Source organism: Stutzerimonas kunmingensis (assembly GCF_014764705.1).
Taxonomy (GTDB): domain Bacteria; phylum Pseudomonadota; class Gammaproteobacteria; order Pseudomonadales; family Pseudomonadaceae; genus Stutzerimonas.
This window is the reverse complement of sequence record NZ_JACXXG010000003.1, coordinates 236,062-262,181: the sequence shown is the minus strand read 5'-3', so window position 1 is coordinate 262,181 and position 26,120 is coordinate 236,062. Positions and strand designations below refer to the sequence as shown.

Genomic DNA, 26,120 nt, shown 5'->3' with positions numbered 1-26,120 from the left:
ATGAGCTGGCCTTCAACGAGGGAGGCCAGACCAACTCATCAGAGCAAGGATGCTCGCCATGCAACGCCTGATCGCACTGTTATTGTGCCTTTTCTCGCCGCTTTGCCTCGCCGTCTGCCCGACCTGGAACGATGCGCGAGCGCAGCAGGAAATCACCAGGCTCCAACAGCAGCTGCAACACTGGGACGAGGCCTATCACCGCCGCGGCCTGGCGCTGGTGGATGACGAAATCTACGACCAGAGCCGGGCGCGCCTGCACGACTGGCAGCGTTGTTTCCCGAGCACCCTCGCGACTCCGAACCCATTGGCCGGGGCCGGCGGCCCGGTACGGCATCCGGTAATGCAGACCGGGCTGGCCAAGCTCGCCGACGAGCAGGCGGTCGCGGACTGGATCGCGCGTCGCGAAGATATTTGGATTCAACCGAAGGTGGACGGCGTGGCGGTCACCCTCGTCTATCGCGACGGACTGCTGCAGCAAGCCATCAGCCGCGGCGATGGTCACAGCGGACAGGACTGGACAGCCCACGTCCGACAGCTGCCGGCGGTTCCGTCCCGACTTGCAGCGCCTGGCGAGGTGATACTGCAGGGCGAACTCTACTGGCGTCTGGAGCAGCATGTGCAGGCGGAGTTTGGCAGCGCTGGCGCGCGCGGCCGTGTTGCCGGCGCCATGGCCAGCAACCGGCTGGACACCGATACGGCGGCGCAGATCGGCCTGTTCGTCTGGGACTGGCCGAACGGGCCGGAGCAGATGACCCTTCGTCTGCAGCGGCTGGCCGCCATGGGGTTCAGCGACAGTCAGCGGTTCAGTCTGCCGCTACAGGGTCCCGCGCAAGCGCAGCATTGGCGCGAACAGTGGTATCGGCAACCGCTGCCGTTCGCCACCGACGGCGTGGTGTTGCGGCAAGGCACGCGCCCGCCTGCCGAGCGCTGGCAGGCAGAGCCGCACTGGGCGGCGGCCTGGAAACATCCGCTGCGCAAGGGGGTGACCGAGGTCCGCGCCGTGGAGTTTCGCATCGGCCGCACCGGGCGCATCACGCCTATGCTGCAGCTGGCGCCGGTACATCTCGATGATCGCCGTATCCGTACGCTCAGCCTCGGCTCGCTGGAGCGCTGGCGCGAACTGGATGTGCGCCCCCGCGACCAGGTCGCAGTTGCGCTCGCCGGGCATAGCATCCCGCAACTGGACTCGGTGGTCTGGCGCAGCACCGAACGGGCAGAGGTTGCGGCACCGGACCCATCGCAGTATCACGCGCACAGCTGCTGGCAGCCAACGCCGGGCTGTGAGCAGCAGTTCATCGCCCGTATGGTCTGGCTGAGCGGCAAGCAGGGGCTTGGCCTTGCCGGGGTAGGCCAAGGCAGTTGGCAGGCCCTGCTGGACGCCGGACTGCTGCCCGATCTGCTCGCCTGGCTGGAGCTGGACGCGGCGACGTTGCAACAGGTCCCTGGCATCGGCAAGGCGCGCGCCAGCAAGCTGGTCGCGAGCTTCGCTCTCGCCCGGCAGAGGCCAGCGGGCCAATGGCTCAAGGCGCTCGGCATGCCGGTCAATCTACCGCTCACATTGCAGCCCGACTGGGACGTACTGGCGGCACGCAGCGTGGCGCAATGGCAGGCGGAACCGGGGGTTGGAAAGGCACGCGCAGAACAGCTGCATACCTTCTTTCATGCACCGGAGCTGCAGTTGCTGCGTCACAGGCTGCACGCTGTCGGTGTTTCGGGGTTCTGAAGGGACTTTCCCCCAATGTCGCGGTCGATAGGAGCTGGATAACAATTATGGAGGCGAGGCATGTCTTTGCGACATTGGCCGATTGCCCTGCTGATCGGCGCTACCGCCATCAGCCCGCTGGCTAGCGCGGCCCCCAACGCCGACAGCCAGTGCCACAACCAGCGCCAGGCCTTGCGCGAACAGCTGCAGCAGGCGCGCCTGCAGGGTGACAAGCTGCGCCAGACGCAACTCGACAGCGAACTGCAGGGCCTGACCGAGCAGTGCCAGGGCGTGATTGCCCTGCACCCGCATCAGGTCGAATACGATCACACCAATCGCCAGGTTGAGCGGCGCGAGACGCTGCTACGCGAGGCCCTGGGCACCGGTGATGCTCAGCTGATCGAGCTGCGCCGCAATCAGCTGGCCAAGTCGCGGGAAAAGCTCGAATCGCTGCGCCGTTAGTAGGCGCGGAACTCCTTGTGGCAGGCTTCACAGGCATCCTCGACCCGCTGGAACGCCGGTGCCACGCTTTGTGCAGTAACCGGGGCGGAGGTCGTCACGCTCACCAGCGCGGCCGTGGTCGCTTCCAGTTCGCGGGCCATCTCCTTGAATCGCTCCTGACGCTGCCAGACGTCGTCACGCGCGTCGCTCTGCTCTTCCTTCACATCGGGATAATGCTGCCAAGGCTGTCGCGAGAGTTCGTCCAGCTTGGCCGCGCCTGCACTGAAGCCTTCGCCGTCGAACGGGATGCGCCCGCGCAGCATGCCGCCAAGGTCTTCCTTGGTATCGAGCATCGCCTGGTAGATCGCCTTGCGCTTGCCCAATGGGGAATTGGGGTCGACCCGGTCGCAGCCAGTCAGCGCCAGGACAGCAATCAGGGACAGGCTCAGCAGACTCAGCTTCATGGTTCAACCACTCGTCGATGCAAAGCGCGGGATTATCCCCGTCCATGCGCGGTTGAACAAATCAGTCGGGTTTCGACTCCGTCAGCCAAGATTGCTCGGCAGGCTATTGGGCCCAGCTGCCGCCAGCGCTTTCGCAATCGATCTTGGCCTGGGCCCGATCAGTGGCGTGATAGTGATAGGTGACAATCGTCGCGTCGCCGCCGACCTGGCTGGGCAAGGTACCGTTCTTCGCCTGGGAGCCAGTGGCACGTTCGTTGGCCAGCGTCTCCGCCGTCATCGGCGCGGTGCAGACACCGAAGTGGCCGTCCGGACAACTGTCGCGGAGCTCGCGGCGCGAATTTCTCACGGCCTCATTGTCCTGGCAAACCCAGTCGATGGCGTCGTCCTTGTCCACGCCGTGGAATTCGAAACACTGCTCGGTCACCACTGGCGCAGGAACCGCGCCGGAGGTTTCGCTGTGCACGTAGCAGGATTTGGCGGCGGCAGGCAGGCTGAAGGCGCCGACAAGCAACACGGGCGCTAAGCGAAGCATGGGGTTCATGGCGGTCTCCTGAAACGGTTTCGCCCGGCAAGGGTCACCGAACCTGTAGTTTTCGACCCCCTCACGCACACGGTAGTTCGCGCCACGCGGGGTTGGGATTGCCGCGCGGCGCAGCTATAATCGCCGGGCTTTTCCCCGGTCGACTCCGCTTCGACCGTGCCCGCCACCCGTCCGAGGGGCGCTGCAGCAGGATGAAACCTGTCAGGCTCGGATGGGGCGTTTCCAGAACGCATCAACGGCGCCCATTCGCATCTATACGAATGGAGAACTCTTCGATGAGTGCTGTCATGACGCCTGCCGGTTTCACCGACTTCAAGGTCGCCGATATTTCCCTGGCTGCCTGGGGCCGCCGCGAAATCATCATCGCCGAATCCGAAATGCCCGCGCTGATGGGCCTGCGCAAGAAATACGCCGCCGAGCAGCCGCTCAAGGGCGCGAAGATCCTCGGCTGCATTCACATGACCATCCAGACCGCCGTGCTGATCGAGACGCTGATCGCGCTCGGCGCGGAAGTGCGTTGGTCGAGCTGCAACATCTTCTCCACCCAGGACCAGGCCGCTGCCGCCATCGCCGCTGCCGGCATCCCGGTGTTCGCCTGGAAGGGCGAGACCGAGGAAGAATACGAGTGGTGCATCGAGCAGACCATCCTCAAGGACGGCCAGCCGTGGGATGCCAACATGGTGCTGGACGACGGCGGTGACCTGACCCAGATCCTGCACGACAAGTATCCGCAGGTGCTCGAGCGCGTCCACGGCGTGACCGAGGAAACCACCACCGGCGTGCATCGCCTGCTCGACATGCTCAAGGGCGGCACGCTGAAGATCCCGGCGATCAACGTCAACGACTCGGTCACCAAGAGCAAGAACGACAACAAGTACGGCTGCCGTCACAGCCTGAACGATGCCATCAAGCGCGCCACCGACCATCTGCTGTCGGGCAAGCAGGCGCTGGTCGTCGGCTACGGCGACGTCGGCAAGGGCTCGGCACAGTCGCTGCGCCAGGAAGGCATGATCGTCAAGGTCTCCGAGGTCGATCCGATCTGCGCCATGCAGGCCTGCATGGATGGCTTCGAGCTGGTCTCCCCCTACAAGGACGGCATCAACGACGGCACCGAAGCCAGCGTCGACGCGGCCCTGCTGGGCAAGATCGACCTGATCGTCACCACCACCGGCAACGTCAACGTCTGCGACGCCGGCATGCTCAAGGCACTGAAGAAGCGCGCCGTGGTGTGCAACATCGGCCACTTCGACAATGAGATCGACACCGCCTTCATGCGCGCCAACTGGGGCTGGGAAGAGGTCAAGCCGCAGGTGCACAAGATCCACCGCACCGGCAAGACCGTCGACCCGACCAACGACGACTACCTGATCCTGCTGGCCGAAGGCCGCCTGGTGAACCTGGGCAACGCCACCGGTCATCCGAGCCGGATCATGGACGGCTCCTTCGCCAACCAGGTGCTGGCGCAGATCCACCTCTACAACGAGAAGTTCGCCGACCTGCCAGTGGCCGAGAAGAGCAAGAACGTCACCGTCATGGTGCTGCCGAAGAAGCTCGACGAGGAAGTGGCGCTGGAAATGGTCAAGGGCTTCGGTGGCGTGGTCACCCAGCTGACCACCAAGCAGGCGGAATACATCGGTGTGACCGTCGAAGGCCCGTTCAAGCCGGACAGCTACCGCTACTAAGCAGGTCATGCTGCTGGCGACGAACTGTGCCCTGCATTAGTCGCCAGCAGCCTGCAGCCCAAGGAATAACCGAATGACCGCTTTGAACCGCCCATCCATCAGCTTCGAGTTCTTTCCCACCAAGACCGAAGCCGGGCACGAAAAACTGCTGAACGTGGCACGCCAGCTGGCAGGCTACCAACCCGATTTCTTCTCCTGCACTTACGGTGCCGGTGGCTCGACCCGTGACCGCACGCTCAACACCGTGCTGCAGCTCGACGGCGAGGTAAAGGTGCCGACCGCACCGCACCTGTCCTGCGTCGGCGACAGCAAGGCCGAGCTGCGCGAACTGCTGAACCTCTACAAGGATGCCGGCATCAAGCGCATCGTCGCCCTTCGCGGCGACCTGCCCTCCGGCATGGGCATGGCCAGCGGCGAGCTGCGCTACGCCAACGAGCTGGTGGAATTCATCCGCAGCGAAACCGGCGATCACTTCCATATCGAGATTGCCGCCTACCCGGAAATGCATCCGCAGGCGCGCAGCTTCGAAGACGACCTGACCAACTTCGTGCGCAAGGCCAGGGCCGGCGCCGACAGTGCCATCACCCAGTACTTCTTCAATGCCGACTGCTACTTCTACTTTGTCGAGCGCGTGCGCAAACTCGGAGTGGAAACCCCGGTGGTGCCCGGCATCATGCCGATCACCAACTACAGCAAGCTGGCACGCTTCTCCGACGCCTGCGGTGCGGAGATTCCGCGTTGGGTGCGCAAGCAGCTCGAAAGCTATGGCGACGACATGCAGAGCATCCAGGCCTTCGGCGAACAGGTCATCACCGAGATGTGCGAGAAGCTGCTGGCCGGCGGTGCGCCCGGCCTGCACTTCTATACGCTGAACCAGGCCGAGCCGAGCCTGGCGATCTGGAACAACCTCGGGCTGTCACGCTGAGCACCAACCGGCTCCGTAGAAATACGGAGCTGGCTAATGAACCCGTGACCTGCGACACTGTCAGAGCAATGCGGCGTTAACAGGCTCTGTTATACTCCGCGCTTCCGCCAGGCTTACGCCCGGATGCCGCCATATATGACCCGCGGCAGGACCGGACGGGATCGCACGCCAGTCGCGATTCGAGCCAGGCATGATCATCCCAGGGCCTCGCCCCTAACAAGACAGGATTACTCATGTCCTTTGCTTCCCTCGGTCTCTCCGAGGCTTTGGCCGGTGCCGTCGAGGCCGCCGGTTACACCCAGCCTACTCCCGTGCAACAGCGGGCCATTCCCGCCGTGTTGCAAGGCCGCGACCTGATGGTCGCCGCCCAGACCGGAACCGGTAAGACAGGCGGTTTCGCCCTGCCGGTACTCGAACTGCTGTTTCCGGGTGGTCACCCGGATCGTGAACACCGCTACGGCCCGAAACAGCCGCGCGTGCTGGTGCTGACACCGACCCGCGAGCTCGCCGCCCAGGTTCACGACAGTTTCAAGATCTACGCCCGCGATCTGCCCCTGAAGAGCACCTGCATCTTCGGCGGCGTCGGCATGAACCCGCAGATCCAGGCGGTTGCCAAGGGTCTCGACGTGCTGGTCGCCTGCCCAGGCCGCCTGCTCGACCTGGCCAACCAGAAAGCCATCGACCTCTCGCACGTGGAAATTCTCGTCCTCGACGAAGCCGACCGCATGCTCGACATGGGCTTCATCCATGACGTCAAGAAGGTCCTCGCCAAGCTGCCGGCCAAACGCCAGAACCTGCTGTTCTCGGCGACCTTCTCCAAGGACATCACCGACCTCGCCGGCAAGCTGCTGCACAATCCCGAGCGCATCGAGGTCACACCACCGAACACCACCGTCGAGCGTATCGAGCAGCGCATGTTCCGCGTGGCTGCCAGTCACAAGCGCGCTCTGCTCGCGCACCTGATCACCCAGGGTGCCTGGGAGCAGGTGCTGGTCTTCACCCGCACCAAGCACGGCGCCAACCGTCTGGCCGAGTATCTGGAAAAGCACGGCCTGCCGGCTGCCGCGATTCACGGCAACAAGAGCCAGAACGCCCGCACCAAGGCTCTGGCCGACTTCAAGGCCAACCAGGTGCGCATCCTGGTCGCCACCGATATCGCCGCCCGCGGTCTGGATATCGACCAGCTGCCCCATGTGGTCAACTTCGAGCTGCCCAACGTCGAGGAAGACTACGTACACCGCATCGGCCGTACTGGCCGTGCCGGGCGCAGCGGTGAAGCCATTTCGCTGGTCGCGCCGGACGAGGAAAAGCTGCTCAAGGGCATCGAGCGCATGACCAAGCAGCGCATCCCTGAAGGCGATCTGATGGGCTTCGATGCCAGCGCCATCGAGGCGGAGAAGCCGGAGGTGCGCGAACCGCGCCAGCCGCGTCCGCAGCGTGGCGAACGCAAGGCTCGCGCTGAGCGCGAAAAGCCAGCAGAGAAAGGCACCGAGCAGAAGGAACGCAACCGCCGCAGCCAGAGCAAGGCGCGCAAGCCTGCTCGCGATGGAGCCGCCAGTGAAGCGCAAACCGCTGCTCGACCTCCGCAGCTGCCGCCAAACCGTGCTCCGGACGAGTTTCTCGATGACGAAGTGGACAACTTCGGCAATCGCGTCGACTACGTCAGCCCGTATCAGAACAAGCAGAACCGCGGCCGGCGCCCTGGTGCCCCGGCTCCGGCTCCGGCTGGTGCCGCGCCACGTGCCGCCGGAGCCGCACGCCCTGGCGCTGCTGGTGCTCCCGCCGGCAAGGGCAAACGTCCGGGTACGGGCCAAGGCCAGGCGGCGCGCAGCGGCCAGCCGCGCAACGGCCAGCCACGGCGCAAGAACGACAGCCGACGGATCGAAGAGCCGGCCGTCGCGCGCCAGGAAGCTGCCAAGCCGCGTGAAAAGCAGCCGGTGATCATCCACAAGGAATCGAAGATCGATCGCCTGCCCAGTCTGGACCAGCTCGAGCAGCTGCCAACCCGGCCACGAGGTGAGAAGCCGGCCCTGCTGACGCGCAACCGCGAAGCCTGAGCCACAAACGAAAACGCCGCCCGATGGGCGGCGTTTTCGTATCTGCGTGTTGTCGGCGGTGGTCGTACTGCAAGCGACCACCGCATCGCCTCATTCCTCCTGCGGCTGCGCCTGCACCGCGTCCTGCCAGCCGCCACCCAGCGCCTTGAACAGATTGACCTCGCTGGTCATCTGCGCCAGGCGATCGGTGATCAGTTGCTGCTGCACGCTGAACAGCTGGCGCTGCGCATCGAGCACGGTCAGGTAGCTGTCGATGCCCGTGCGATAGCGGCGCTCGGCGAGGTTGTAGTAGTCCTCGCTGGTCTCCAACAGATCACGCTGCGCCTGCACCTGCCGCGTGTAGGTGGCCTGAGCCGCCAGCCCGTCGGCCACTTCGCGGAAGGCGGTCTGGATCGCTTTCTCGTATTGCGCGACCTGGATGTTCTTGCTGATCTGCGCGTAGTCCAGATTCGCCCGCAGCTGGCCAGCATTGAAGATCGGCACACTGATGCTCGGCGAGAAGCTCCAGTAACCGGAGCCGCCGTCGAACAGGCCGGACAACTCGCTGCTCGCCGAACCCGCTGCGCCGGTCAGGCTGATGCGCGGAAAGAACGCCGCACGGGCTGCGCCGATGCTGGCATTGACCGCGCGCAGTTGATATTCAGCCTGGAGAACATCCGGGCGCTGCTGAAGCAGATCGGAGGGCAGCCCGACCGGCAACGTCGCCAGCTGGGTACGCTCCAGCCCGTCACCCGATTGCAGACCGGCCGGCAGGCTCTGTCCCAGCAACAGCGTCAGCGCATTTCGGTCCTGCGCCACCAGCCGCGTGTACTGCTCGATGTTCACCCGCGCACTGTCGACAGCGCTGCGCGCCTGACGCAGCTCCAGCGCCGAGGCGACCCCGACGTCGAAACTGCGTTGGGTCAGACCAAAGCTCTCTTCATAGGTCTTCAGCGTATCGCGGGTGACCTGCAGCAATGCCTGGTCGGCCTGCAAGGTCAGCCAGGCATTGGCGACACTGGCGATCAGACTGATCTGGGTGCTGCGCTGGGCGGCCTCGCTGGCGAAGAACTCTTCCAGCGCCTGGTCGCGCAGGCTGCGCAGGCGACCGAACAGGTCCAGCTCCCAGGACACACCGAACGTGGCGCTGTACTGGCTGCTGATGGCCGGCTCGCCACTCATGTTCAGATCGCCAGGCGTGCGGCTGCGCGTCCCCGCGCCGTCGGCACTCACCGCCGGCAGCACATCGGCGCGCTGCACGCGATACAGCGCGCGATAGGCATCGACGTTGAGCGCCGCCACACGCAGGTCACGGTTGTTCTCCAGCGCCACCTCGATCAGCTGCTGCAGTGCCGGATCACGGAAGAACTCGCGCCAGCCAAGCGCGCGCTCGGACGCCTGCGTCGCGTCTTGCGGATAGGCCTCGCCTTGCGGCCAGGCGGCCGCGACCGGTGCGTCCGGACGTTCGTAGTCAGGGATCAGCGAGCAACCGCCCAGCGCCGCCATCAGCGCCAGGCTCAACAGAGACTTGTGCATCACTGCGAATCCTCCTTCACACCCTCGTTGGCGGACTTCGAGCGGTCGAAGAACGTGCAGATCATTACGTAGAACAGTGGAATCCAGAAGATTGCGAGTATCGCGGCGGTCAACATGCCGCCGATCACACCGGTACCGATCGCGTGCTTGCTGCCCGCACCGGCGCCAGACGCAATCGCCAGAGGCACCACGCCGAGAATGAACGCCAGCGAGGTCATGATGATCGGCCGCAGACGCATGCGGCACGCCTGCAGCGCGGCATCGGCGTAGCTCATCCCCTGCTCGTGCAGCGCCTTGGCGAACTCGACGATGAGGATCGCGTTACGCGCCGACAGACCGATGGTGGTGACTAGGCCCACCTGGAAGAACACCTCGTTGGACAGCCCGCGCAGCAAGGTGAAGGCCAACGCCCCGACGATACCCAGCGGCACGACCAGCATGACCGAGAACGGAATCGACCAGCTCTCGTACAGGGCCGCCAGGCAGAGGAACACCACCAGCAGCGACAGGGCATAGAGCGCCAGCGTCTGCGATCCCGCCAGACGTTCCTCGTAGGACTGGCCAGTCCAGGAATAGCCGACTCCAGGTGGCAGCTGGGCGGCGATGCGTTCGACCTCGGCCATGGCATCACCCGAGCTGTAGCCAGGGGCCGGCTCACCGAGCATCTCGATCGCACTGACGCCGTTGAAACGCGACAGCTTCGGCGAACCGTAGGTCCACTCACCGCTGGCGAAGGCGCTGAACGGAACCATCTCGCCAGCGTCGTTGCGCACGTACCACTTCTGCAAATCCTCAGGGCTCATGCGCGCGTCCGGAACGCCCTGCAAATACACCTTCTTCACCCGGCCTCGATCGATAAAGTCGTTGACGTAGCGGCCACCCCAGGCAATCGACAGCGTGCTGTTGATGTCTGCCAGGGAGATACCCAGCACCCGCGCCTTCTCGTCGTCGATCAGAACCTGATACTGCGGCTCGTCGCGCAGGGTATTGGGCCGCACCCGGGTCAGCACCGGACTCTGGCTGGCAAGCTGGAGGAACTTGTCGCGGGCCTGCTGCAGCACTTCCTGGCCAACGCCGGCGCGGTCCTGCAGGAACAGGTTGAAACCGGTGGCGTTACCCAGCTCCATCACCGCAGGCGGCGCAAAGGCGAACACCTGGGCGTCACGGAAACTGGCGAAATGCTGCTGCGCACGCTGGGCCAGGGCGAACACGCTGTCTTCCTCGTTGGTCCGCTCGCTCCAGGGCTTCAGGCCGATGAAGGCGATACCCGAGCTCTGGCCGCGGCCGGCGAAGCTGAAGCCGGTCACGGTAAAGACGGAACGAACGATGTCGCTCTCCTCTTCCAGCAGATAGCTGCGCATGGCGTCGATGCTCTGCTGGGTGCGCTCGGCGGTCGAGCCCGACGGAGTCATTACCTGGGCGAACAGGACGCCCTGGTCCTCTTCCGGCAGGAAGGCGCTGGGAATGCGGTTGAACAGCACCACCATCACGCCGACGATCAGCACATACAGCAGCAGGAACGGTGCCTTGCGCTTGAGCACGGCCCTCACGCCGCGCTCGTAGCCATTCACGCTGCGATCGAAGGTGCGATTGAACCAGCCGAAGAATCCGCCCTTCTCGTGGTGATCATCCTTGTCGATCGGCTTGAGCAGCGTCGCACACAGCGCCGGCGTGAAGATCAGCGCCATCAGCACCGAGAGCACCATCGCCGAAACGATGGTGATGGAGAACTGCCGATAGATGACCCCGGTCGAGCCTCCGAAGAAGGCCATCGGCAGCAGTACCGCCGACAGCACCACGCCAATGCCGATCAGCGCGCCCTGGATCTGGCCCATGGACTTGCGCGTCGCCTCCAGAGGCGAGAGCCCTTCTTCGCGCATCACCCGTTCGACGTTCTCCACCACCACGATGGCATCGTCGACCAGCAGGCCGATGGCCAGAATCATGGCGAACATGGTCAGGGTATTGATGCTGAAACCGAACACCGCCAGCACGCCGAAGGTACCCAGCAGCACCACCGGCACCGCGAGCGTCGGAACCAGCGTCGCGCGGAAGTTCTGCAGGAACAGGTACATCACTAGGAACACCAGCACGAACGCCTCGAGCAGCGTGTGCATGACGCCGGTGATGGACGCAGAGATGACCGGCGTGGTGTCGTAGGGATAAACCACGTCGACACCCGGCGGGAAGAACGGCTTGAGCTCCTCGATGGTCTTGCGCACGCCTTCGACGGTATCCAGCGCGTTGGCGCCGGTTGCCAGCTTCAGCGCCAGGCCGGCGGCCGGCTTGCCGTTGAAGTGCGCGCTGACCGAATAGTTTTCACCCCCCAGCTCGACCTTGGCGACATCACCCAGACGCACCTGCGAGCCGTCGCTGTTGACCTTGAGCAGGATGTTGCGGAACTGCTCCGGAGTCTGCAGGCGGGTCTTGCCGATCACCGTGGCGTTGAGCTGCTGCCCGGGCAGCGCCGGCAAGCCACCCAGCTGACCGGACGAGATCTGGACGTTCTGCGCCTGGATCGCCGAGCTGACGTCCACAGGGGTCAGGCTGAAGTTGTTCAGCTTCGCCGGATCGAGCCAGATGCGCATCGCGTACTGGGCACCGAATACCTGGAAGTCGCCGACGCCCTTGGTGCGCGAGATCGGGTCCTGCATGTTGGCGACGATGTAGTTCGCCAGGTCACGCTGGTCGAGACTGCCGTCGGTGGAAACCAAGCCGATCACGATCAGGAAGTTGCGTACCGCCTTGGTGACGCGAATACCCTGCTGCTGAACCTCCTGCGGCAGCAGCGGCGTCGCCAGCTGCAGCTTGTTCTGCACCTGAACCTGGGCGATATCGGGGTTGGTGCCCTGATCGAAGGTCACGGTAATGGTCATGCTGCCGTCGGAGTTGCTCTCCGAGGAGATGTAGCGCAGCCCGTCGATGCCGTTGAGCTGCTGCTCGATGACCTGCACCACGGTGTCCTGCACCGTCTGCGCCGAGGCGCCCGGGTAGCTGACGGAAATGCCGACCGCAGGCGCGGCGATGCTCGGGTACTGATTGACCGGCAACTTGAGAATGGACAGCCCGCCGGCGAGCATGATCACCAGGGCGATCACCCAGGCGAAGATCGGCCGGTCGATAAAGAACTTGGACATGGATTAGAAACCCCTCAGCCTTCTTGGCCTTGGGGTTGTGCAGACACCCCACCGCGATTATCGACATTGGTCGCCGGAGCCACCTCGACCTCGACCCCCGGCTGGATGAACTGCAGGCCTTCGGTGATCACGCGATCGCCCGGCTGCAGGCCTTCGCCGACCAGCCAGCGATTGCCCACGGCGCGCTCGGTCTTGATCGGGCGCACTTCCACCTTGTTCTCGGCATTGACCACCATGGCGGTCGGGTCACCCTTGGTGTTGCGGGTGACGCCCTGCTGCGGAACCAGGATCGCCTCGCTCTTCATGCCGGCCACCAGCTGCGCATGGACGAACATGCCCGGCAGCAGATTCTTGTCCGGATTCGGGAATACGGCGCGCAGGGTCACCGAGCCGGTACCGGCATCCACCGTGACTTCGCTGAATTCGAGTTTGCCTTCGTGACCGTAATCGCTGCCATCCTCCAGTTTGAGGGTGACCTTGGCCGCGTTATCGCCAGACTTCTGCAGACGACCCTCGGCCAGGTCGCGCCGCAGCGCTAGCAGGTCTCGGGCCGGCTGGGTCACGTCGACATAGATCGGGTCAAGCTGCTGAATGGTCGCCAGCTCCTGGGCCTGACCGTTGCTGACCAGCGCACCCTCGGTCACCGCGGAACGGCCGATCCGGCCGGAAATCGGCGCAAGCACCTTGGTGTAGCGCACGTCGATCCGCGCGCGCTCCAGCTCCGCTTCGGCCTGCAGGCTGGTGGCCCGCGCCTCGTCATAGGCCTGCTTGCTGACGGCCTGATCCTTGACCAGCTCGGCGTATCGATCGGCCAGCGACTTGCTGGAAGCGACGCTCGCCTGAGCACTCTTCAGCGTGGCCTCGTACACCGACGCATCGATCTGATAGAGCTGTTGCCCAGCCTTGACGTCGCTGCCTTCGGTGAACAGACGCTTCTGGATGATGCCGTTGACCTGTGGCCGCACCTCGGCGATGCGGTAGGCGCGGGTACGCCCGGGCAGCTCGGTGGTTACCGCGAACGGCTCTGCCTGCAGGGTCACGATACCCACCTTGGGCTTCTGCTGGGCCGGTGGGGCGGCTTCTTCCTGACAGCCGGCCAGGAAAACAGCCATGGCGAGAATGGACATCAGGGCAGCATTGGCTGACTTGATTGGCATGGTTAGACCTCTTGAAAACCTGGCAGGCGGGAGTGGGCAACAGCGCGCCGCAGACGCGGAGAGCGGAATGGGCCGAAATATACTTACATCCATTACTGTCTGTAAACCTGAAAAGACTCGTCGGCCCTGCCGCAAATGTTGCAAAAGGTGCGTCATAGACCCATTCGACACAGGTTTGTCCGCTGTGCAAGAAGCGTTGATGCATATCCTGGCAAACGCAGAACGCCGGCAAGATGCCGGCGTTCGGGTTCCACGGGGAGCGTTTACTTGCGCACACCTTCGACCGAGATGATCAGATCGACCGTTTGCGACGCCGGCCCGAGGTCCATCTTGATGTCGAAGTCCTTCAGCGTCAGCGTGGTACTGCCTTCGAAACCGGCACGGTAGCCACCCCAGGGATCATCACCTTCGCCGATGAACTTGGCAGCGATCACCACCGGTTTGGTCACGCCGTTGAGCGTCAGGTTGCCGGTGATGTCAGCGGTGCCGTCGCCGGTGGACTTCACCGAAGTCGACTCGAAGGTGGCTACCGGGTGCTTGTCGACGTTGAGGAAGTCATCGCTGCGCAGGTGCTTGTCGCGCTCAGCGTGGTTGGTATCGACGCTGGCGGTCTTCAACGTGACGTTAACCTTGCTCGCTTCCGGCTTGTCCGCATCGTAGCTGAAGCTGCCATCGAAATCCTTGAACGTGCCCCATAGCCAGCTGTAGCCGAGGTGGCTGATCTTGAAATTGACGAAGGCGTGCTGGCCCTGCTTGTCGATGGCGTAGTCGGCAGCGAATGCCTGGCCACCGACCAGTGCGGAACCGAGGACCAGTGCGGCGAGGGTTTTCTTGAGCATCGATGGATTCTCCTATCGGGGGTGATTAACCGGCACTACGACCGAGCATGCGCTTGAGTGTCGCGTCGCGGTCGATGAAATGGTGTTTGAGCGCAGCCAGGGCGTGTACCACGGCGAAGATCACCAGCGCCCAGGCAGCGTATTCGTGAACAATCCCGGCGCTGTCGGCCTGATCGGGGATGGAAGTGATCAGCGCCGGCACCTCGAACAGACCGAACACGCTGATCGGCCGGCCATCGGCGGTGGAGATCAGGTAACCCGAGATCATCACCAGGAACAGGCCGAGGTACAGCAGGCTGTGACCAAGCCTGGCCGCGATCCGGGTCAGCCGCCCCTGACTCGCCAGCGGCGCCGGCGCAGGGCTGACGAAACGCCAGAGCACCCGCAGCAGCATGATCAGAAACAGCGCGATGCCAATGCTCTTGTGCAGGTCCGGCGCGGTGCGATACCAGCTGCTGTAGTAGTTCAGCCCAACCATCCAGAAGCCCAGGCCGAACAGACCGAATACGGCGATGGCCACCAACCAGTGCAAGGCAATGCTGGTCAGCCCATAGTTCGTTGAGGAGTTACGCCAGTGCATTGAATCTTCCTTCAAATTCAGGCCTAGAAGCCTAGCCGGTTACCTATCGGAATAGAGCGCATTTTTTCGCTTTGAAACATCGAGTAAATCGATGACTGATCGCATCAAGTCATGCCCCAGCGCTTCTGCTAGGCTTCGCGACTCATTGCGGAGGAGTAACGATGAGCCTGAACGACAGCTGGATGCAACGCGACCTTGCCGTACTCTGGCATCCCTGCACCCAGATGAAAGATCACGAGCAGCTGCCGCTGATCCCGATCCGCCGCGGCGAAGGCGTCTGGCTGGAGGATTTCGACGGCAAGCGATACCTGGACGCGGTCAGTTCCTGGTGGGTCAACGTCTTCGGCCATGCCAATCCGCGCATCAATCAGCGCATCAAGGATCAGGTCGACCAACTCGAGCACGTGATGCTGGCCGGCTTCAGTCATCAGCCGGTGGTGGAGCTGTCGGAGCGCCTGGTCGCCCTGACACCGGCCGGACTGGACCGCGTCTTCTATACCGACAACGGTTCAACCGGTATCGAAGTTGCGCTGAAGATGAGCTTTCACTACTGGCGCAACAGCGGCCGTGGCCAGAAGCAGCGCTTCGTCACCCTGACCAACAGCTATCACGGGGAAACCGTCGCCGCGATGTCGGTGGGTGATGTCGCCCTCTTCACCGACACCTACAAGCCGCTGCTGCTGGACACCTTCAAGGTGCCGAGCCCGGACTGCTACCTGCGACCCGAGGGTGTGAGCTGGGAAGAGCATTCGCGGCAGATGTTCGCGCACATGGAACAGACCCTTGCCGAGCACCACCAGGACATCGCCGCGGTCATCGTCGAACCGCTGATTCAGGGCGCCGGCGGTATGCGCATGTACCACCCGATATATCTGAAGCTGCTGCGCGAGGCCTGCGACCGCTACGAAGTGCACCTCATCCACGACGAGATCGCGGTCGGCTTCGGCCGCACCGGCAGCATGTTCGCCTGCGAGCAGGCTGGCATCACGCCAGACTTCCTCTGCCTGTCCAAAGCCTTGACCGGCGGCTATCTGCCGATGGCCGCAGTGCTCACCACCGACCGGATGTACCGGGCGTTCTACGACGACTATTCGACGCTGCGCGCCTTCCTCCATTCGCACACCTACACCGGCAACCCACTGGCCTGCGCCGCGGCACTGGCGACCCTGGATATCTTCGCCGAAGACAACGTGATCGAAGCGAACAAGGCGCTGGCCGCGCGCATGGCCAGCGCCACCGCGCACCTGGTCGAGCATCCGCACGTGGCCGAGGTCCGCCAGACCGGCATGGCACTTGCCATCGAGATGGTTCAGGACAAGGCCAGCCGCACGGCCTATCCCTGGCAGGAGCGTCGCGGCCTGAAGGTCTATCAGCACGCGATGGGGCGGGGCGCGCTGTTGCGCCCGCTCGGCAGTGTGGTGTATTTCCTGCCGCCCTATTGCATCACCGAGGAACAGATCGACTTTCTGGCGGCAGTCGCCACCGAGGGAATCGACATCGCCACCCGAGATGCCTCCGGGGTATCGGTCCCGGTCGGTCCATACCCAGGCTTCAGAGATCCGGGTTGATGTGGAGCATCGGCAGCCTGCGAGCCAGGCTGCCGATGCTTTAGACTTGCCGCTTCCAACTCGCCGCCTGCAGCTGCCTCCATGCGCCTATCCCGTTTTTTCATCGACGTCCCCCTTTCCCTTGGCCAGCACCCACTGCCTGACGCACCGGCCCACTACATCAGCCGGGTGCTGCGGCTTTCGGCCGGCAGCGCGGTTCAGCTGTTCGATGGCAGCGGTAGTGAATTTCGCGGCGAACTGCTGGAAGTCGGCAAGAAGTCCGTCACCGTCGAACTGCACGAACGCCTGACGGGGATGCCAGAGTCACCTCTACAGATCCACCTCGGGCAGGGTCTTTCCCGCGGTGAACGGATGGATTGGGCCATTCAGAAGGCCACCGAGCTAGGCGTAACGCAGATCACGCCCATCATCAGCGAGCGTTGCGAAGTGCGCCTCAACGATGAGCGTGCCGACAAACGTCTGGCCCATTGGCGGCAGATCGCGATCAGCGCCTGCGAGCAATGCGGCCGGTCGGTGCTGCCGGTCATCCACCCGCCAATCAGCCTGCGTGACTGGTTGCCTGTCGAGGCAGACCTGAAGCTCGTGCTGCATCCAGTGGCGGCGCCGCTGACGAGCCATGCCAGACCGCAGACACTGGCTTTCCTGATCGGTCCGGAAGGAGGCTTGAGCGAGAGCGAAGTCGAACAAGCGGCCAATCAAGGGTTTCAGCCTGCTCGACTCGGCCCGCGAGTGCTGCGCACCGAGACCGCTCCGGTGGTGGCGCTGAGCGTGGCACAGCAGCTCTGGGGCGATTTCTGACGATGGATCGGCGGACGGCTTCGATCAGATCAGGCCAGCATCGGCGAGCTTCTGCTCCAGACCGATCAGATCGGGGATTCGCGGCTGCACGTCGCCAAGGTTGACCGCATCCAGTTCGAGCGGGGCAAGCGTGACATCCGCGCGCGCGAGGCTGGCGTCGACCTTGATCGAGTGCGGGATGCCCTGCACCAGCAGCGCGATGAACTTGACGTGGTCGCGCCCACCAACCGCGTTGAGCACGGCAACCCGCGCCGAACTGCCAACCGGTTGTGCCTGACCGCTGGACGCGGCCTCGAACGACAGCAATGGTAGGCTCAGGTCACGCCACTGCACCTGCCCGAGAAACCATGCAGGCATGCCCTGCACCGCTTGCGGAGCGCGATAGGGAATCAGCTCGGCGACGGCCACGTTGGGCACCAGCAATACGCGATCGGCGAGCGGCATCAGCAGCCCGGTGAGGCTTTCCGCCTCCGGAGAAACGACCATTTGACTCATGAGTTATCCCGTTGAAAAGACGTGGCGGGCGTACCGACCTGGCTGACCAGATGATTGACCAAGGCTTGCGCCAGCTCGCGAGGGTCACCGCTGTAGGAGCTGTAGCCACCTTCGCGAAGATTGTCCGGCATACTTGAGCAGGCACAGGAGTCGGCGCGCTGCGTCCAGACCCTGCCACCCTGACGCAGCACATATGCGGCCGCCGCACTGCCGTCGCTGCCCATGCCACTGAAGGCAATGACACCGCAACGCTGGCCGAACTGCTGGGCCAGATTCAGCATCATCTGGTCGATCGACGGGCTATACGGTTCAGGCCAGCAACGACCGTTCAGGCGGGTGCTGCCATCGGACTCGAACCCGAGTTCCTCTCCGATCGGCGCGATGATCACTTCTCCGCAGCGCACCGGCTGGCCAGGGCGCACCTGTTGAACCTGCCACTGACTATGTCGGCCCACGGCCTGGGACAACGCCGACTCGAAGCTGGCTTCGATATGCTGGGCATAGATGAAACCGACTGGCAGGCCGCCAGGCAGCGCGTCCAGGAAGGCCTTTACTGCTTCCGGCCCACCGAGCGAAGCCGCCAGCAGCCATACCTGGGTCGCCGCTTCACCGGCATGCAGCGCGCTATCAGCCAGCAGCGGCGGTAGCGTCAGGCGCTCGGGGCGTTGTCCTTCACCCTGCAGTACGTCCAGACGCGGCCCCACTGCCCGTGATGGGTCACCGATCAGGCGCTTCAGCTTGCTGAACAGGCTGCGCTCCCAACGTGGGTAGAACTCCGAATGCCGCTCCGGCGCATGCCCCTCACCGAACAGCACCCGCGTGGTGTCGCGCTCAAGCAACGCATCCACAAGAGGCGAATCTTCGGTCTGCGCCAGATCAACCAGCCAGAGATCGGCCTCGGTACTATCCAGGTCTGCCGGCTCGAGGCGCGCCGGGTCATTGTTCAATACCACCTGATAGCCACTGCCGGTCAAAGCCTGCTGCAGCACGTGACGCTGCAGAGAGGTGTCGGCGAGTACCGCAATGCGGGCGCAGAGAACGTCAGACATCGGCGTGAACCAAGCGCTGAATGGCCTCGAGCAACACCGATTCCTGATAGGGCTTGCCAAGGTATTCGTTGACGCCGATGGTCAGCGCGCGATCACGGTGCTTCTCGCCGGTACGCGAGGTGATCATGATGATCGGCAGATCCTTCAAACGCTCGTCGTGGCGAACCAGCGTGGCCACCTCGAAGCCGTCCATGCGCGGCATCTCGATATCCAGCAGCATGATGTCCGGCTTGCGCTCCTGCAGCTGAGTGATGGCATCCACCCCGTCCTTGGCGGTCAGAACGTTCATGCCATTGCGCTCCAGCAGACGACTGGTGACCTTGCGCACGGTGACCGAATCGTCAACCACCATGACCAGCGTCGGCCGTTCGGTTTCGACCTCGACCGGCTCCTGCACCTGATCGATAAGGCGCGGCTGTTGCAGCTGAATGAGCTGGTGCGCATGGAGCACACGGATGGTCGCCAGCAGGTCCAGAATCACCACGACCCGGCCATCGCCGAGGATGGTCGCGCCGGAAATGCCATGTACGCCGGCGAACTGCAGCCCGAGGCTCTTCACCACGATTTCACGAGAACCGGCGAGGCTGTCGACCTGTACCGCAACGCTGTGCTCTTTCGAGCGGACCAGGATCACCGGCAGCGGCAGACTCTGCCCCACCAGCTTGGGCTTCTGGCCGTTGTTCAAGAGATCGCCAAGATAACGCAGCTCGTAAGCCTGACCGGCATATTCGAAGCGCGGCGCATCCGGCTGGTAATAAGCTTCCAGCTCGTATGGCGAGACACGCACGATACCTTCGATGGTATTCAGCGGGATCGCATACAGATCCTCACCGGAATAAACCATCAGCGCGCGGTTCACCGACACTGTGAACGGCAGGCGAATCAGGAAGCGCGTGCCCTGACCGAGCGTCGACTCGATGCTCATCGACCCGCCGAGCTGCTTCACTTCCGAGTGCACCACGTCCATGCCCACGCCGCGTCCGGAGATCTGCGTGACGCGCTCCGCGGTGGAGAACCCGGCTTCGAGGATGAACTGCAGGATTTCATGCTCGGACAGGTCGCTATCGGCGGACATCAGCCCGCGTTCGATAGCCTTGCGCCGCACCGCGTCCAGATTGATGCCACCACCGTCGTCGGCCAGCGTCAGCACGATATCGCCACCCTCACGGGCCAGATCCAGGCGTATCACGCCCTGCTCGGGCTTGCCGGCAGCACGACGACGCTCGACCGGCTCGATACCGTGATCGACGGCGTTGCGCAGCATGTGCTCCAGCGGCGCAACGATTCGCTCAAGCACGCTGCGGTCCATCTCACCGGTGGCGTTGCCGACCTTGAACTCGACCTGTTTGCCGAGCTCGCCAGCGACCTGCCGCACGATTCTGCGCAGGCGCGGCACCAGGCGCTCGAAAGGAACCATGCGGGTACGCATGAGGCCTTCCTGTAGCTCGGTATTGACCCGAGCCTGCTGCAGCAGCAGCGTTTCAGCGTCGCGATTACGCGCAGCCAGCGTTTCCTTCAGATCGAGCAAGTCAGACGCTGACTCGAACAGTGCACGCGAAAGCTGTTGCAGCTGCGAATGGCGGTCCATTTCCAGCGGGTCGAAATCGTCATAGCCGGCGCGCTCGGCTTCAGCCTGGTAACGGCTGAGAATCTGCGCCTGGGTTTCGGTATCCAATCGGCGCAGCTGGTCGCGCACCCGTTCGATGGTCGCTTCCATCTCGCCAAGGGTGAAGCCGACGTCGCTGACCTGCTGCTCGACTCGACCGCGGAAGATCGATGTTTCGCCCGCCAGGTTGACCAGACCCTCCAGCAGTTCTGCGGGAACCTTGACCAGCTCCTGCGGTGCCCGCCGCGCAGCGGCTTCCTGAGCGGCCAGCTGTGCGCGTCGAATGAATGGCAGCACCTTAGCCGGGCTGGTACTCGGCTTCGGCAAGGTACTGGCCGCGACGATCGGTTGTTCCAGAGCCACCGGCTCGCGCGGCAACTCTGGCTCGAGCTCCGGCGACTCAGGTTGCGAAGCGTCGCCTCCGTCGCTCGCCAGGCCCGCCCGAAGCAGCTCGACATCCTTCAGCAGCGCGTCGTAGCCGTGCTGCACATCGAGAAACAGGCTATCCGGCCAGGGGGCGCCCTGCTGCTGCGCCTCGCTCAACCGCTGCTCCAGATCGTGGGCCATGTTGCCCAGTGCGGTCTGCCCAGCCAGCCGCGCACCGCCTTTCAGCGTGTGCAGCACACGGAGCATGTCAGCCAACGGAGCGGCATCCTCACGGCCGGCATCCCAGCGACCGAGCGCTGATTCCATTTCCTCCAGCAGGTCGTCAGCTTCCTCGACAAAGATGTCGAGAATTTCGGCTTCGGCAGACTGCTGCGCATCTTCCTGAGCGGCCTTCAGCGACACGCTGCTGGGAATGCTCAGTTGCTCATCGGGGTTGTTGCGAAAGTGGCGAATCGTCTCGATCAGCGCATCACCCGATGACACCGGTTGGTGGGCCCGCACCGCCTCGAGCATTTCCGCCAGGCGGTCCTGGCAGGCCTGCAGAAGGCCGAACAATTCCGGGCTGGCCCGGTAGCTACCGGCGCACAGGCCTTCGTAAAGAAACTCGAGCTCGTGGGAGAGATCACCGATTTCACGGATATCAGCCATCCGGGCCCCGCCCTTGAGGGTATGCAGATCGCGCTGCAATGCCTCGAGTTCGAAGCTGTTGTCGACATCCGCCATCCAGCGTTGCAAACCACCCGCAGCACTCTCGATGAGGTCGAAACCCTCCTCGAGGAAGATCTCCACTAATTCGGGATCGCGCTCGACTGCGTCGTGCTCCTCGGCGGCCGGCACAGCTTCGAACGCTTCCGGCACCTCATCCAGCTCGGGAAGGCTGAGGTCGACCTCATCCAACTCTTCGCTGAACGGGATATCCGAAGCGCGGCTATCGTCCGCTGCAGTTTCGTTGTCGCCTTCATCCGCCTCGGCAGAAGTCTCATCGACCTCGAGCAGCGGCAAATCAAACGCATCGGCGCTCAGCGGCTCATCCAGCGATTGAGCAGAATCGTTCTCCGGTCGGATCAGGTCAGGACCCGCATCCGTCTCCAGTAGGGAAGCATCAGTCGAATCAACGCCGTCGAATGCCGGCAGGGCCCCCTGACGGAAGGCTTTCATCGACTCGATGAGTGCATCAGCACTGCTCATCGGCATCTCGCCCTGCAGCTGCTCGAGCTGCAGCGCCAGATGATCGTGGCTACGCTGCAACAGCGCTGCAAGCGGGGCGGAATGGACGTAGCGACCGTCGGAGAGCCCCTCGTAAAGCGACTCCAGCTCATGGGCGAGGTCGCCGATCGGACGGATTGCTGCCATCCGGGCGCCGCCCTTGAGGGTGTGAAGGTCGCGCAGCAGAGCCGAGAGCGCCATCTGGTTGGCCGGATCAGCGAGCCAGCGATCAAGCGCATGGCCGGCGCTTTCCATCAGGTCGACGGCTTCGTCGAGAAAGATCTCAACCATTTCGTGATCGAGATCGTCCTGCGCCTCGTCTTGCGGGGCGTCTTCTTCGGGCCAGGCTTCGGCTTCGGCTTCGGCTTCGGCTTCGGCTTCGGCTGGCAATTCTGTCAGCGCAATCTCGCCAGGAGCTGCAACCGAAACTGGGTCGCCCGGCTGCTCCAGAACCAATGGATCAATGGCTTCGGCGAGCAATGCTTCGAGCCGCGCCACCAACTCCGACTGCTCACTCACCTGCAGCGCGGCAGCTACCTGATCCATCATGCCGACCAGCGCTTCATGGCCCTGCTCGACGTCGTCGAAGAAGCGCTCGCTGACAGCCAGTCGCCCCTCCTCAACTACCGCGTACAAACGCAGCAGCACCCGGCACAACGCTTCCATCTGCGGCAGGTCGGCCATCTTCGCGCCCTGTCCGAGCGTGGTTAGCTCCTGCAGCAGAGCGGAGAGTTCCTGACGCTCGGCAGGATGCTCGCGCCAGCTGCGCAGCAAATCTTCGGCATCCAGCAGGATGTCCATGCCTTCAGAGAGGAACAGCGCGATCACGCTCGGATCGCGAGCCTCACCAGCATCGTTATGCTGGCGGGCGCCGGCTTCGACCAATCTGGCCTGATGCAGGGCGTGCACCTTGGCCAGGAACTCCGGGGCGCCTTCTATTGGCGCCAACGGTTCGTAATCGAGATTGGCCAGCCCCTGACGTAACAACAGCTCGGCCTCATGCAGCAGCTCGGCTTCGGCCAGATCCATCTGGATCAGGTTGGTCTTGAATTCCTTGACCATCTTCTCCAGAGGCGTTGCGATTTCCGCCACCGGCAGGATGCCGGCCATGTGCGCACTACCCTTGAGCGTGTGCAAGGCACGTTGCAGCGCATCGGTCACCGGCTGCGGCAGGCGCTGGGCGCAATCGGCGAGGAAACTGACCAGCGTGGTCAGATGCGATTCGGCTTCGTTGCGAAAAATTTCCAGCAACTGGGGGTCCAGTGCGTCGTCATCGTCTTGCGGCGCCGCGGACGGGGCAGGCTCGTCCGCAATCGCAGCAGGCGTCTCGGCAGGCTGCGAAAGCACCACTGACTGCCCCTTGGCCAGGGCATGCGCTGCTGCCGCAAGGTGATCGACGTCATCACGCTGGCGCTGGGCCTTAGCCGCGAACTCATCGACGAGGGCTGGCATGAGTGCAACGACATCGCACACGACCTGCCTCACCGCGTCGGTCGGCTGGATGCTGCGATCGAGTACACGATTGAGCAGATTCTCGATGGACCACGCCAACTCGCCGATGACCAGTGCACGCACCATCCGCCCACTACCCTTGAGCGTGTGGAATGCACGTCGCACTTCGCCCAAGGCATCCTTGTTGTCACTGTCGGCAAGCCAGAGTGGTAACTGCTCGCCAATCGCCTCCAGAACTTCTGCCGCTTCCTCGATGAAGACTTCCAGCAGGTCCTCGTCGACCGGTTCTTCGTCGGCAGGAGGCGGCAGGAGGCTAGGCGGTACATCCTGAGCAGGCGGGTTGATGGCTGCGACCGGCGCCGCCATGACTTCCTCAAGGCTGAGTACAGGCTCGACTTCGACCTGCAGGCCTTCAGGTTCGGAATAATCTGGCAGGCTCACTTCCGGAAGATCGAGCTCGGCGACCTGCGCATCGCTCCATTCGCTCAGGTCCGACTCATCTTCAAGTGAGTCTGGAGGCGTTTCGGACGCCGGCATCTCTTCTGGCAGGTTGAAAATGATTTCTTCATCGCCGGACAGGTCTTCCAGCGTCCACTCGCTTTCCTTGGCCTCCGCCGCGGTCTCCGCATCATGGCTCTCGAGTGGCGCTTGCGCCTCGCTCAAGAAATCAGGGTCCATCGGTTCCGGAGATTCTTCCTGGCCGACCGCAACGGAGTCGAATGCATCCAGACTTGCGTCCGGCTCCTCAGGCAGCACTTCGATCTCGTCCAGCTGATCGGCGAATTCGTTCTCGACCACCTCGACCTTCATCGGAGCATTTGCATGCCCCAGCGAGTAGCCGAGGTTCTGCAGGCTTTCTTCGGCCACATCCAGAATCAGATCGCCCTGGGTGCCGCAATCCTCGGACAGTCGCTCAAGGTAATACTCGACGCTGGTGATCGCGTCAGCCAGGGTATCCAGGCTCTGCCAGTCCGGCACAGCCTGTCGCGCCAGAAGCTGATCCTGGATGTAGCCATTGCAGGCTTGCAATAGGGCCGCAGCACGCTCCAGGGGAATCATCGCCAGGCCGCCGCGAACCTGAGTGAGCAGATCCGGCACCCGGGCCAGATGCTCGTGGTTCCATTGCGAGGCAATGAATTCGATGATCGCGTCCTTGGCCTGCTCCAGCCCGTTACGCGCTTCGCGAATGACCAACTGGTGAATCTGGGCAACATCGGTGGTCGGCAGGTGGCTTGCTTCGCTGCGCTCCTCCGCGGGACCGCCGACCATGCCGGCCAACGTAGCCTCGACATAGAGCAACGCACCGGCGATATCCATCAGTATGGCGTCGTCGGGCGCCTGCTGCCCCTGCGCTACGGACTGAACGAGGACGATCTGATCGAGAATGATCTTGCGCGGTTGAGCGAAGCCGAGCACTGCCAAGGTATCGGCGATCTGCTTGAGCGGGACCTCGAGGCTGGACAGCTCGGCAATGACCTTGCGATCGCTGCGCACGAACAGGTCCAGGCTGTCCTTTACCCGCACCAGCTCTTCACAAAGGGCAGCGACCACCGAGCGCATCGCGCCACGGTCGGGACCAGCCAGCTGAGCACGCTCCTGATCGACCACGGCGCTGTCCGGCAGCGCTTCGTCGAGGCGGTAAAGCTGCTTTAACGCCTGGATACGGGGCGTCTGCCCCGGCGCCTTGGCGACGTAGAAGAGCAGGTTCTTGATCAGCTCATCGGGCGCAGCCTGATTTAGGCCATCAGCGCCTTCCTCGACCAACCGCTTGAGCTGCTTGTCTACCTGTCGCAACAAGGTGCGGACGGAGGTGCCGTTGCTCACGCCGCCACTGGCCAGACCTTCGACCATGCCCGAGGCGATCTGCCATAGCGCCGCCAGTGGCGCATCCTTGCAGAGCATTTCCAGGCGGGCGAATACGCGCGCCATGTAGCCGAGATTGGTCGGCAGGTCCTGGTTGCGAATCACCCCAACCAGCGCAACCTGCAGCATCTGGCGCAGCTTGCGCAGCAGGGCCGGCAGCTCGTTCGTACGCAGACGCTCGACCGACTCCTGGGAAAGCGCCGGCGTGCGTCCGGACAGGTCGGGTGAAAATAGGCTGGTTTCAGAAAGCAGCTTCTCACCGCGAGCGGCGCGCAGATCGTTAAGCAGCGGCAGCACCACCATCGGCAGGTCGCGGCGCGCACTCTGAATGCGGTCCAGATATGCAGGCAGCTGCAGGATGGCCTGCATCATCACCTCGAGCGCCTCGCCCTGATTGGCCACCCGCTCGTCGAGCAGGGCCCGCGCCAGCTGCTCCATTTCCTCGGCGAGCAATGCTGCGCCGAAGAACTCCACCATCTGCAGAGTGCCGTGGACCTGATGCACATAGGTCAGGCAAAAGCGCATCCGGGTCGAGTCCTGTGGGTTCTCGACGAACGCCTCCAGAGCCTGACGCGCCTGCTTAAGCGTCTCGGCAATCTCGCCTTTCACCCACTCCAGGGCGACATAATCGTGCCGATCACCCATAGCGACTCCGC

The 26,120-nt window shown here is 63.6% G+C and carries 17 protein-coding genes and 1 riboswitch; of the genes, 7 read left to right on the top strand and 10 right to left on the bottom strand.

Annotated elements, in window-relative coordinates; translation table 11 throughout:
- The first annotated feature begins 58 nt into the window (after positions 1-58).
- Positions 59-1,723, top strand: coding sequence for an NAD-dependent DNA ligase LigB (gene ligB, locus IEG05_RS04660; protein WP_191121697.1), 1,665 nt, complete (start codon positions 59-61; stop codon positions 1,721-1,723).
- Positions 1,724-1,783: 60 nt separating this feature from the next.
- On the top strand, positions 1,784-2,164 hold the full coding sequence (locus IEG05_RS04655; protein WP_046617534.1) for a DUF1090 domain-containing protein: 381 nt from the start codon (positions 1,784-1,786) through the stop codon (positions 2,162-2,164).
- Here IEG05_RS04655 and IEG05_RS04650 read toward each other — a convergent pair.
- Positions 2,161-2,607, bottom strand: a complete 447-nt coding sequence (locus tag IEG05_RS04650; protein WP_046617533.1) for a c-type cytochrome — start codon at positions 2,605-2,607, stop codon at positions 2,161-2,163. The genes IEG05_RS04655 and IEG05_RS04650 overlap by 4 nt on opposite strands.
- Before the next feature lie 103 nt (positions 2,608-2,710).
- Complete coding sequence (locus IEG05_RS04645; protein WP_044316210.1) at positions 2,711-3,148, bottom strand: hypothetical protein; 438 nt, start codon at positions 3,146-3,148, stop codon at positions 2,711-2,713.
- A 167-nt stretch (positions 3,149-3,315) separates the two neighbouring features.
- Positions 3,316-3,399, top strand: a riboswitch (S-adenosyl-L-homocysteine riboswitch).
- Between the two features lie 24 nt (positions 3,400-3,423).
- Between IEG05_RS04645 and ahcY the strand changes: the two genes are divergently transcribed.
- The 3 genes from ahcY to IEG05_RS04630 all read left to right on the top strand — a co-directional run bounded on the left by ahcY (position 3,424) and on the right by IEG05_RS04630 (position 7,812).
- On the top strand, positions 3,424-4,830 hold the full coding sequence (gene ahcY / locus IEG05_RS04640) for an adenosylhomocysteinase (RefSeq protein ID WP_014818766.1): 1,407 nt from the start codon (positions 3,424-3,426) through the stop codon (positions 4,828-4,830).
- Positions 4,831-4,903: 73 nt separating this feature from the next.
- Positions 4,904-5,755, top strand: coding sequence for a methylenetetrahydrofolate reductase [NAD(P)H] (gene metF, locus IEG05_RS04635; RefSeq protein WP_046617531.1), 852 nt, complete (start codon positions 4,904-4,906; stop codon positions 5,753-5,755).
- A gap of 233 nt (positions 5,756-5,988) precedes the next feature.
- Positions 5,989-7,812 carry an RNA helicase RhlE2 gene (locus IEG05_RS04630; protein WP_046617530.1) on the top strand — a complete coding sequence of 608 codons (1,824 nt, stop codon included), beginning with the start codon at positions 5,989-5,991 and terminating at the stop codon, positions 7,810-7,812.
- A 90-nt stretch (positions 7,813-7,902) separates the two neighbouring features.
- Here the strand turns inward: IEG05_RS04630 and adeC are convergent, their stop codons facing one another.
- From adeC to IEG05_RS04605, 5 genes are all read right to left on the bottom strand, one after another.
- The gene (adeC, locus tag IEG05_RS04625) at positions 7,903-9,327 is read right to left on the bottom strand and encodes an AdeC/AdeK/OprM family multidrug efflux complex outer membrane factor (protein ID WP_046617529.1); all 1,425 of its coding nucleotides are present in this window, start codon (positions 9,325-9,327) and stop codon (positions 7,903-7,905) included.
- On the bottom strand, positions 9,327-12,464 hold the full coding sequence (locus tag IEG05_RS04620) for an efflux RND transporter permease subunit (RefSeq protein WP_041015618.1): 3,138 nt from the start codon (positions 12,462-12,464) through the stop codon (positions 9,327-9,329). Before IEG05_RS04620 ends, adeC begins: the two co-directional genes overlap by 1 nt.
- 14 nt (positions 12,465-12,478) lie before the next feature.
- Positions 12,479-13,621 carry an efflux RND transporter periplasmic adaptor subunit gene (locus IEG05_RS04615; protein ID WP_041015617.1) on the bottom strand — a complete coding sequence of 381 codons (1,143 nt, stop codon included), beginning with the start codon at positions 13,619-13,621 and terminating at the stop codon, positions 12,479-12,481.
- A gap of 263 nt (positions 13,622-13,884) precedes the next feature.
- A complete protein-coding gene (locus IEG05_RS04610) occupies positions 13,885-14,460 on the bottom strand; it encodes a YceI family protein (protein ID WP_046617528.1) in 576 nt (191 codons plus the stop codon).
- A 25-nt stretch (positions 14,461-14,485) separates the two neighbouring features.
- On the bottom strand, positions 14,486-15,040 hold the full coding sequence (locus IEG05_RS04605) for a cytochrome b (RefSeq protein ID WP_023446062.1): 555 nt from the start codon (positions 15,038-15,040) through the stop codon (positions 14,486-14,488).
- A gap of 161 nt (positions 15,041-15,201) precedes the next feature.
- Between IEG05_RS04605 and IEG05_RS04600 the strand changes: the two genes are divergently transcribed.
- Positions 15,202-16,608 (top strand): adenosylmethionine--8-amino-7-oxononanoate transaminase, encoded by a 1,407-nt coding sequence (locus IEG05_RS04600; protein ID WP_046617526.1) that lies wholly within the window; start codon positions 15,202-15,204, stop codon positions 16,606-16,608.
- Positions 16,609-16,689: 81 nt separating this feature from the next.
- Positions 16,690-17,406, top strand: a complete 717-nt coding sequence (locus tag IEG05_RS04595; protein WP_046617525.1) for a 16S rRNA (uracil(1498)-N(3))-methyltransferase — start codon at positions 16,690-16,692, stop codon at positions 17,404-17,406.
- A 24-nt stretch (positions 17,407-17,430) separates the two neighbouring features.
- Here IEG05_RS04595 and IEG05_RS04590 read toward each other — a convergent pair whose 3' ends face one another.
- Genes IEG05_RS04590 through IEG05_RS04580 form a run of 3 tightly spaced genes read right to left on the bottom strand, consistent with a single transcriptional unit; the run spans position 17,431 to position 26,109 of the window.
- A complete protein-coding gene (locus IEG05_RS04590) occupies positions 17,431-17,901 on the bottom strand; it encodes a chemotaxis protein CheW (RefSeq protein WP_031298038.1) in 471 nt (156 codons plus the stop codon).
- Positions 17,898-18,950: a chemotaxis protein CheB gene (locus IEG05_RS04585; protein WP_023446065.1), complete on the bottom strand. Its 1,053-nt coding sequence runs from the start codon at positions 18,948-18,950 to the stop codon at positions 17,898-17,900. Before IEG05_RS04585 ends, IEG05_RS04590 begins: the two co-directional genes overlap by 4 nt.
- Positions 18,943-26,109, bottom strand: a complete 7,167-nt coding sequence (locus IEG05_RS04580; protein ID WP_191121712.1) for an Hpt domain-containing protein — start codon at positions 26,107-26,109, stop codon at positions 18,943-18,945. Before IEG05_RS04580 ends, IEG05_RS04585 begins: the two co-directional genes overlap by 8 nt.
- Positions 26,110-26,120: the final 11 nt, after the last annotated feature.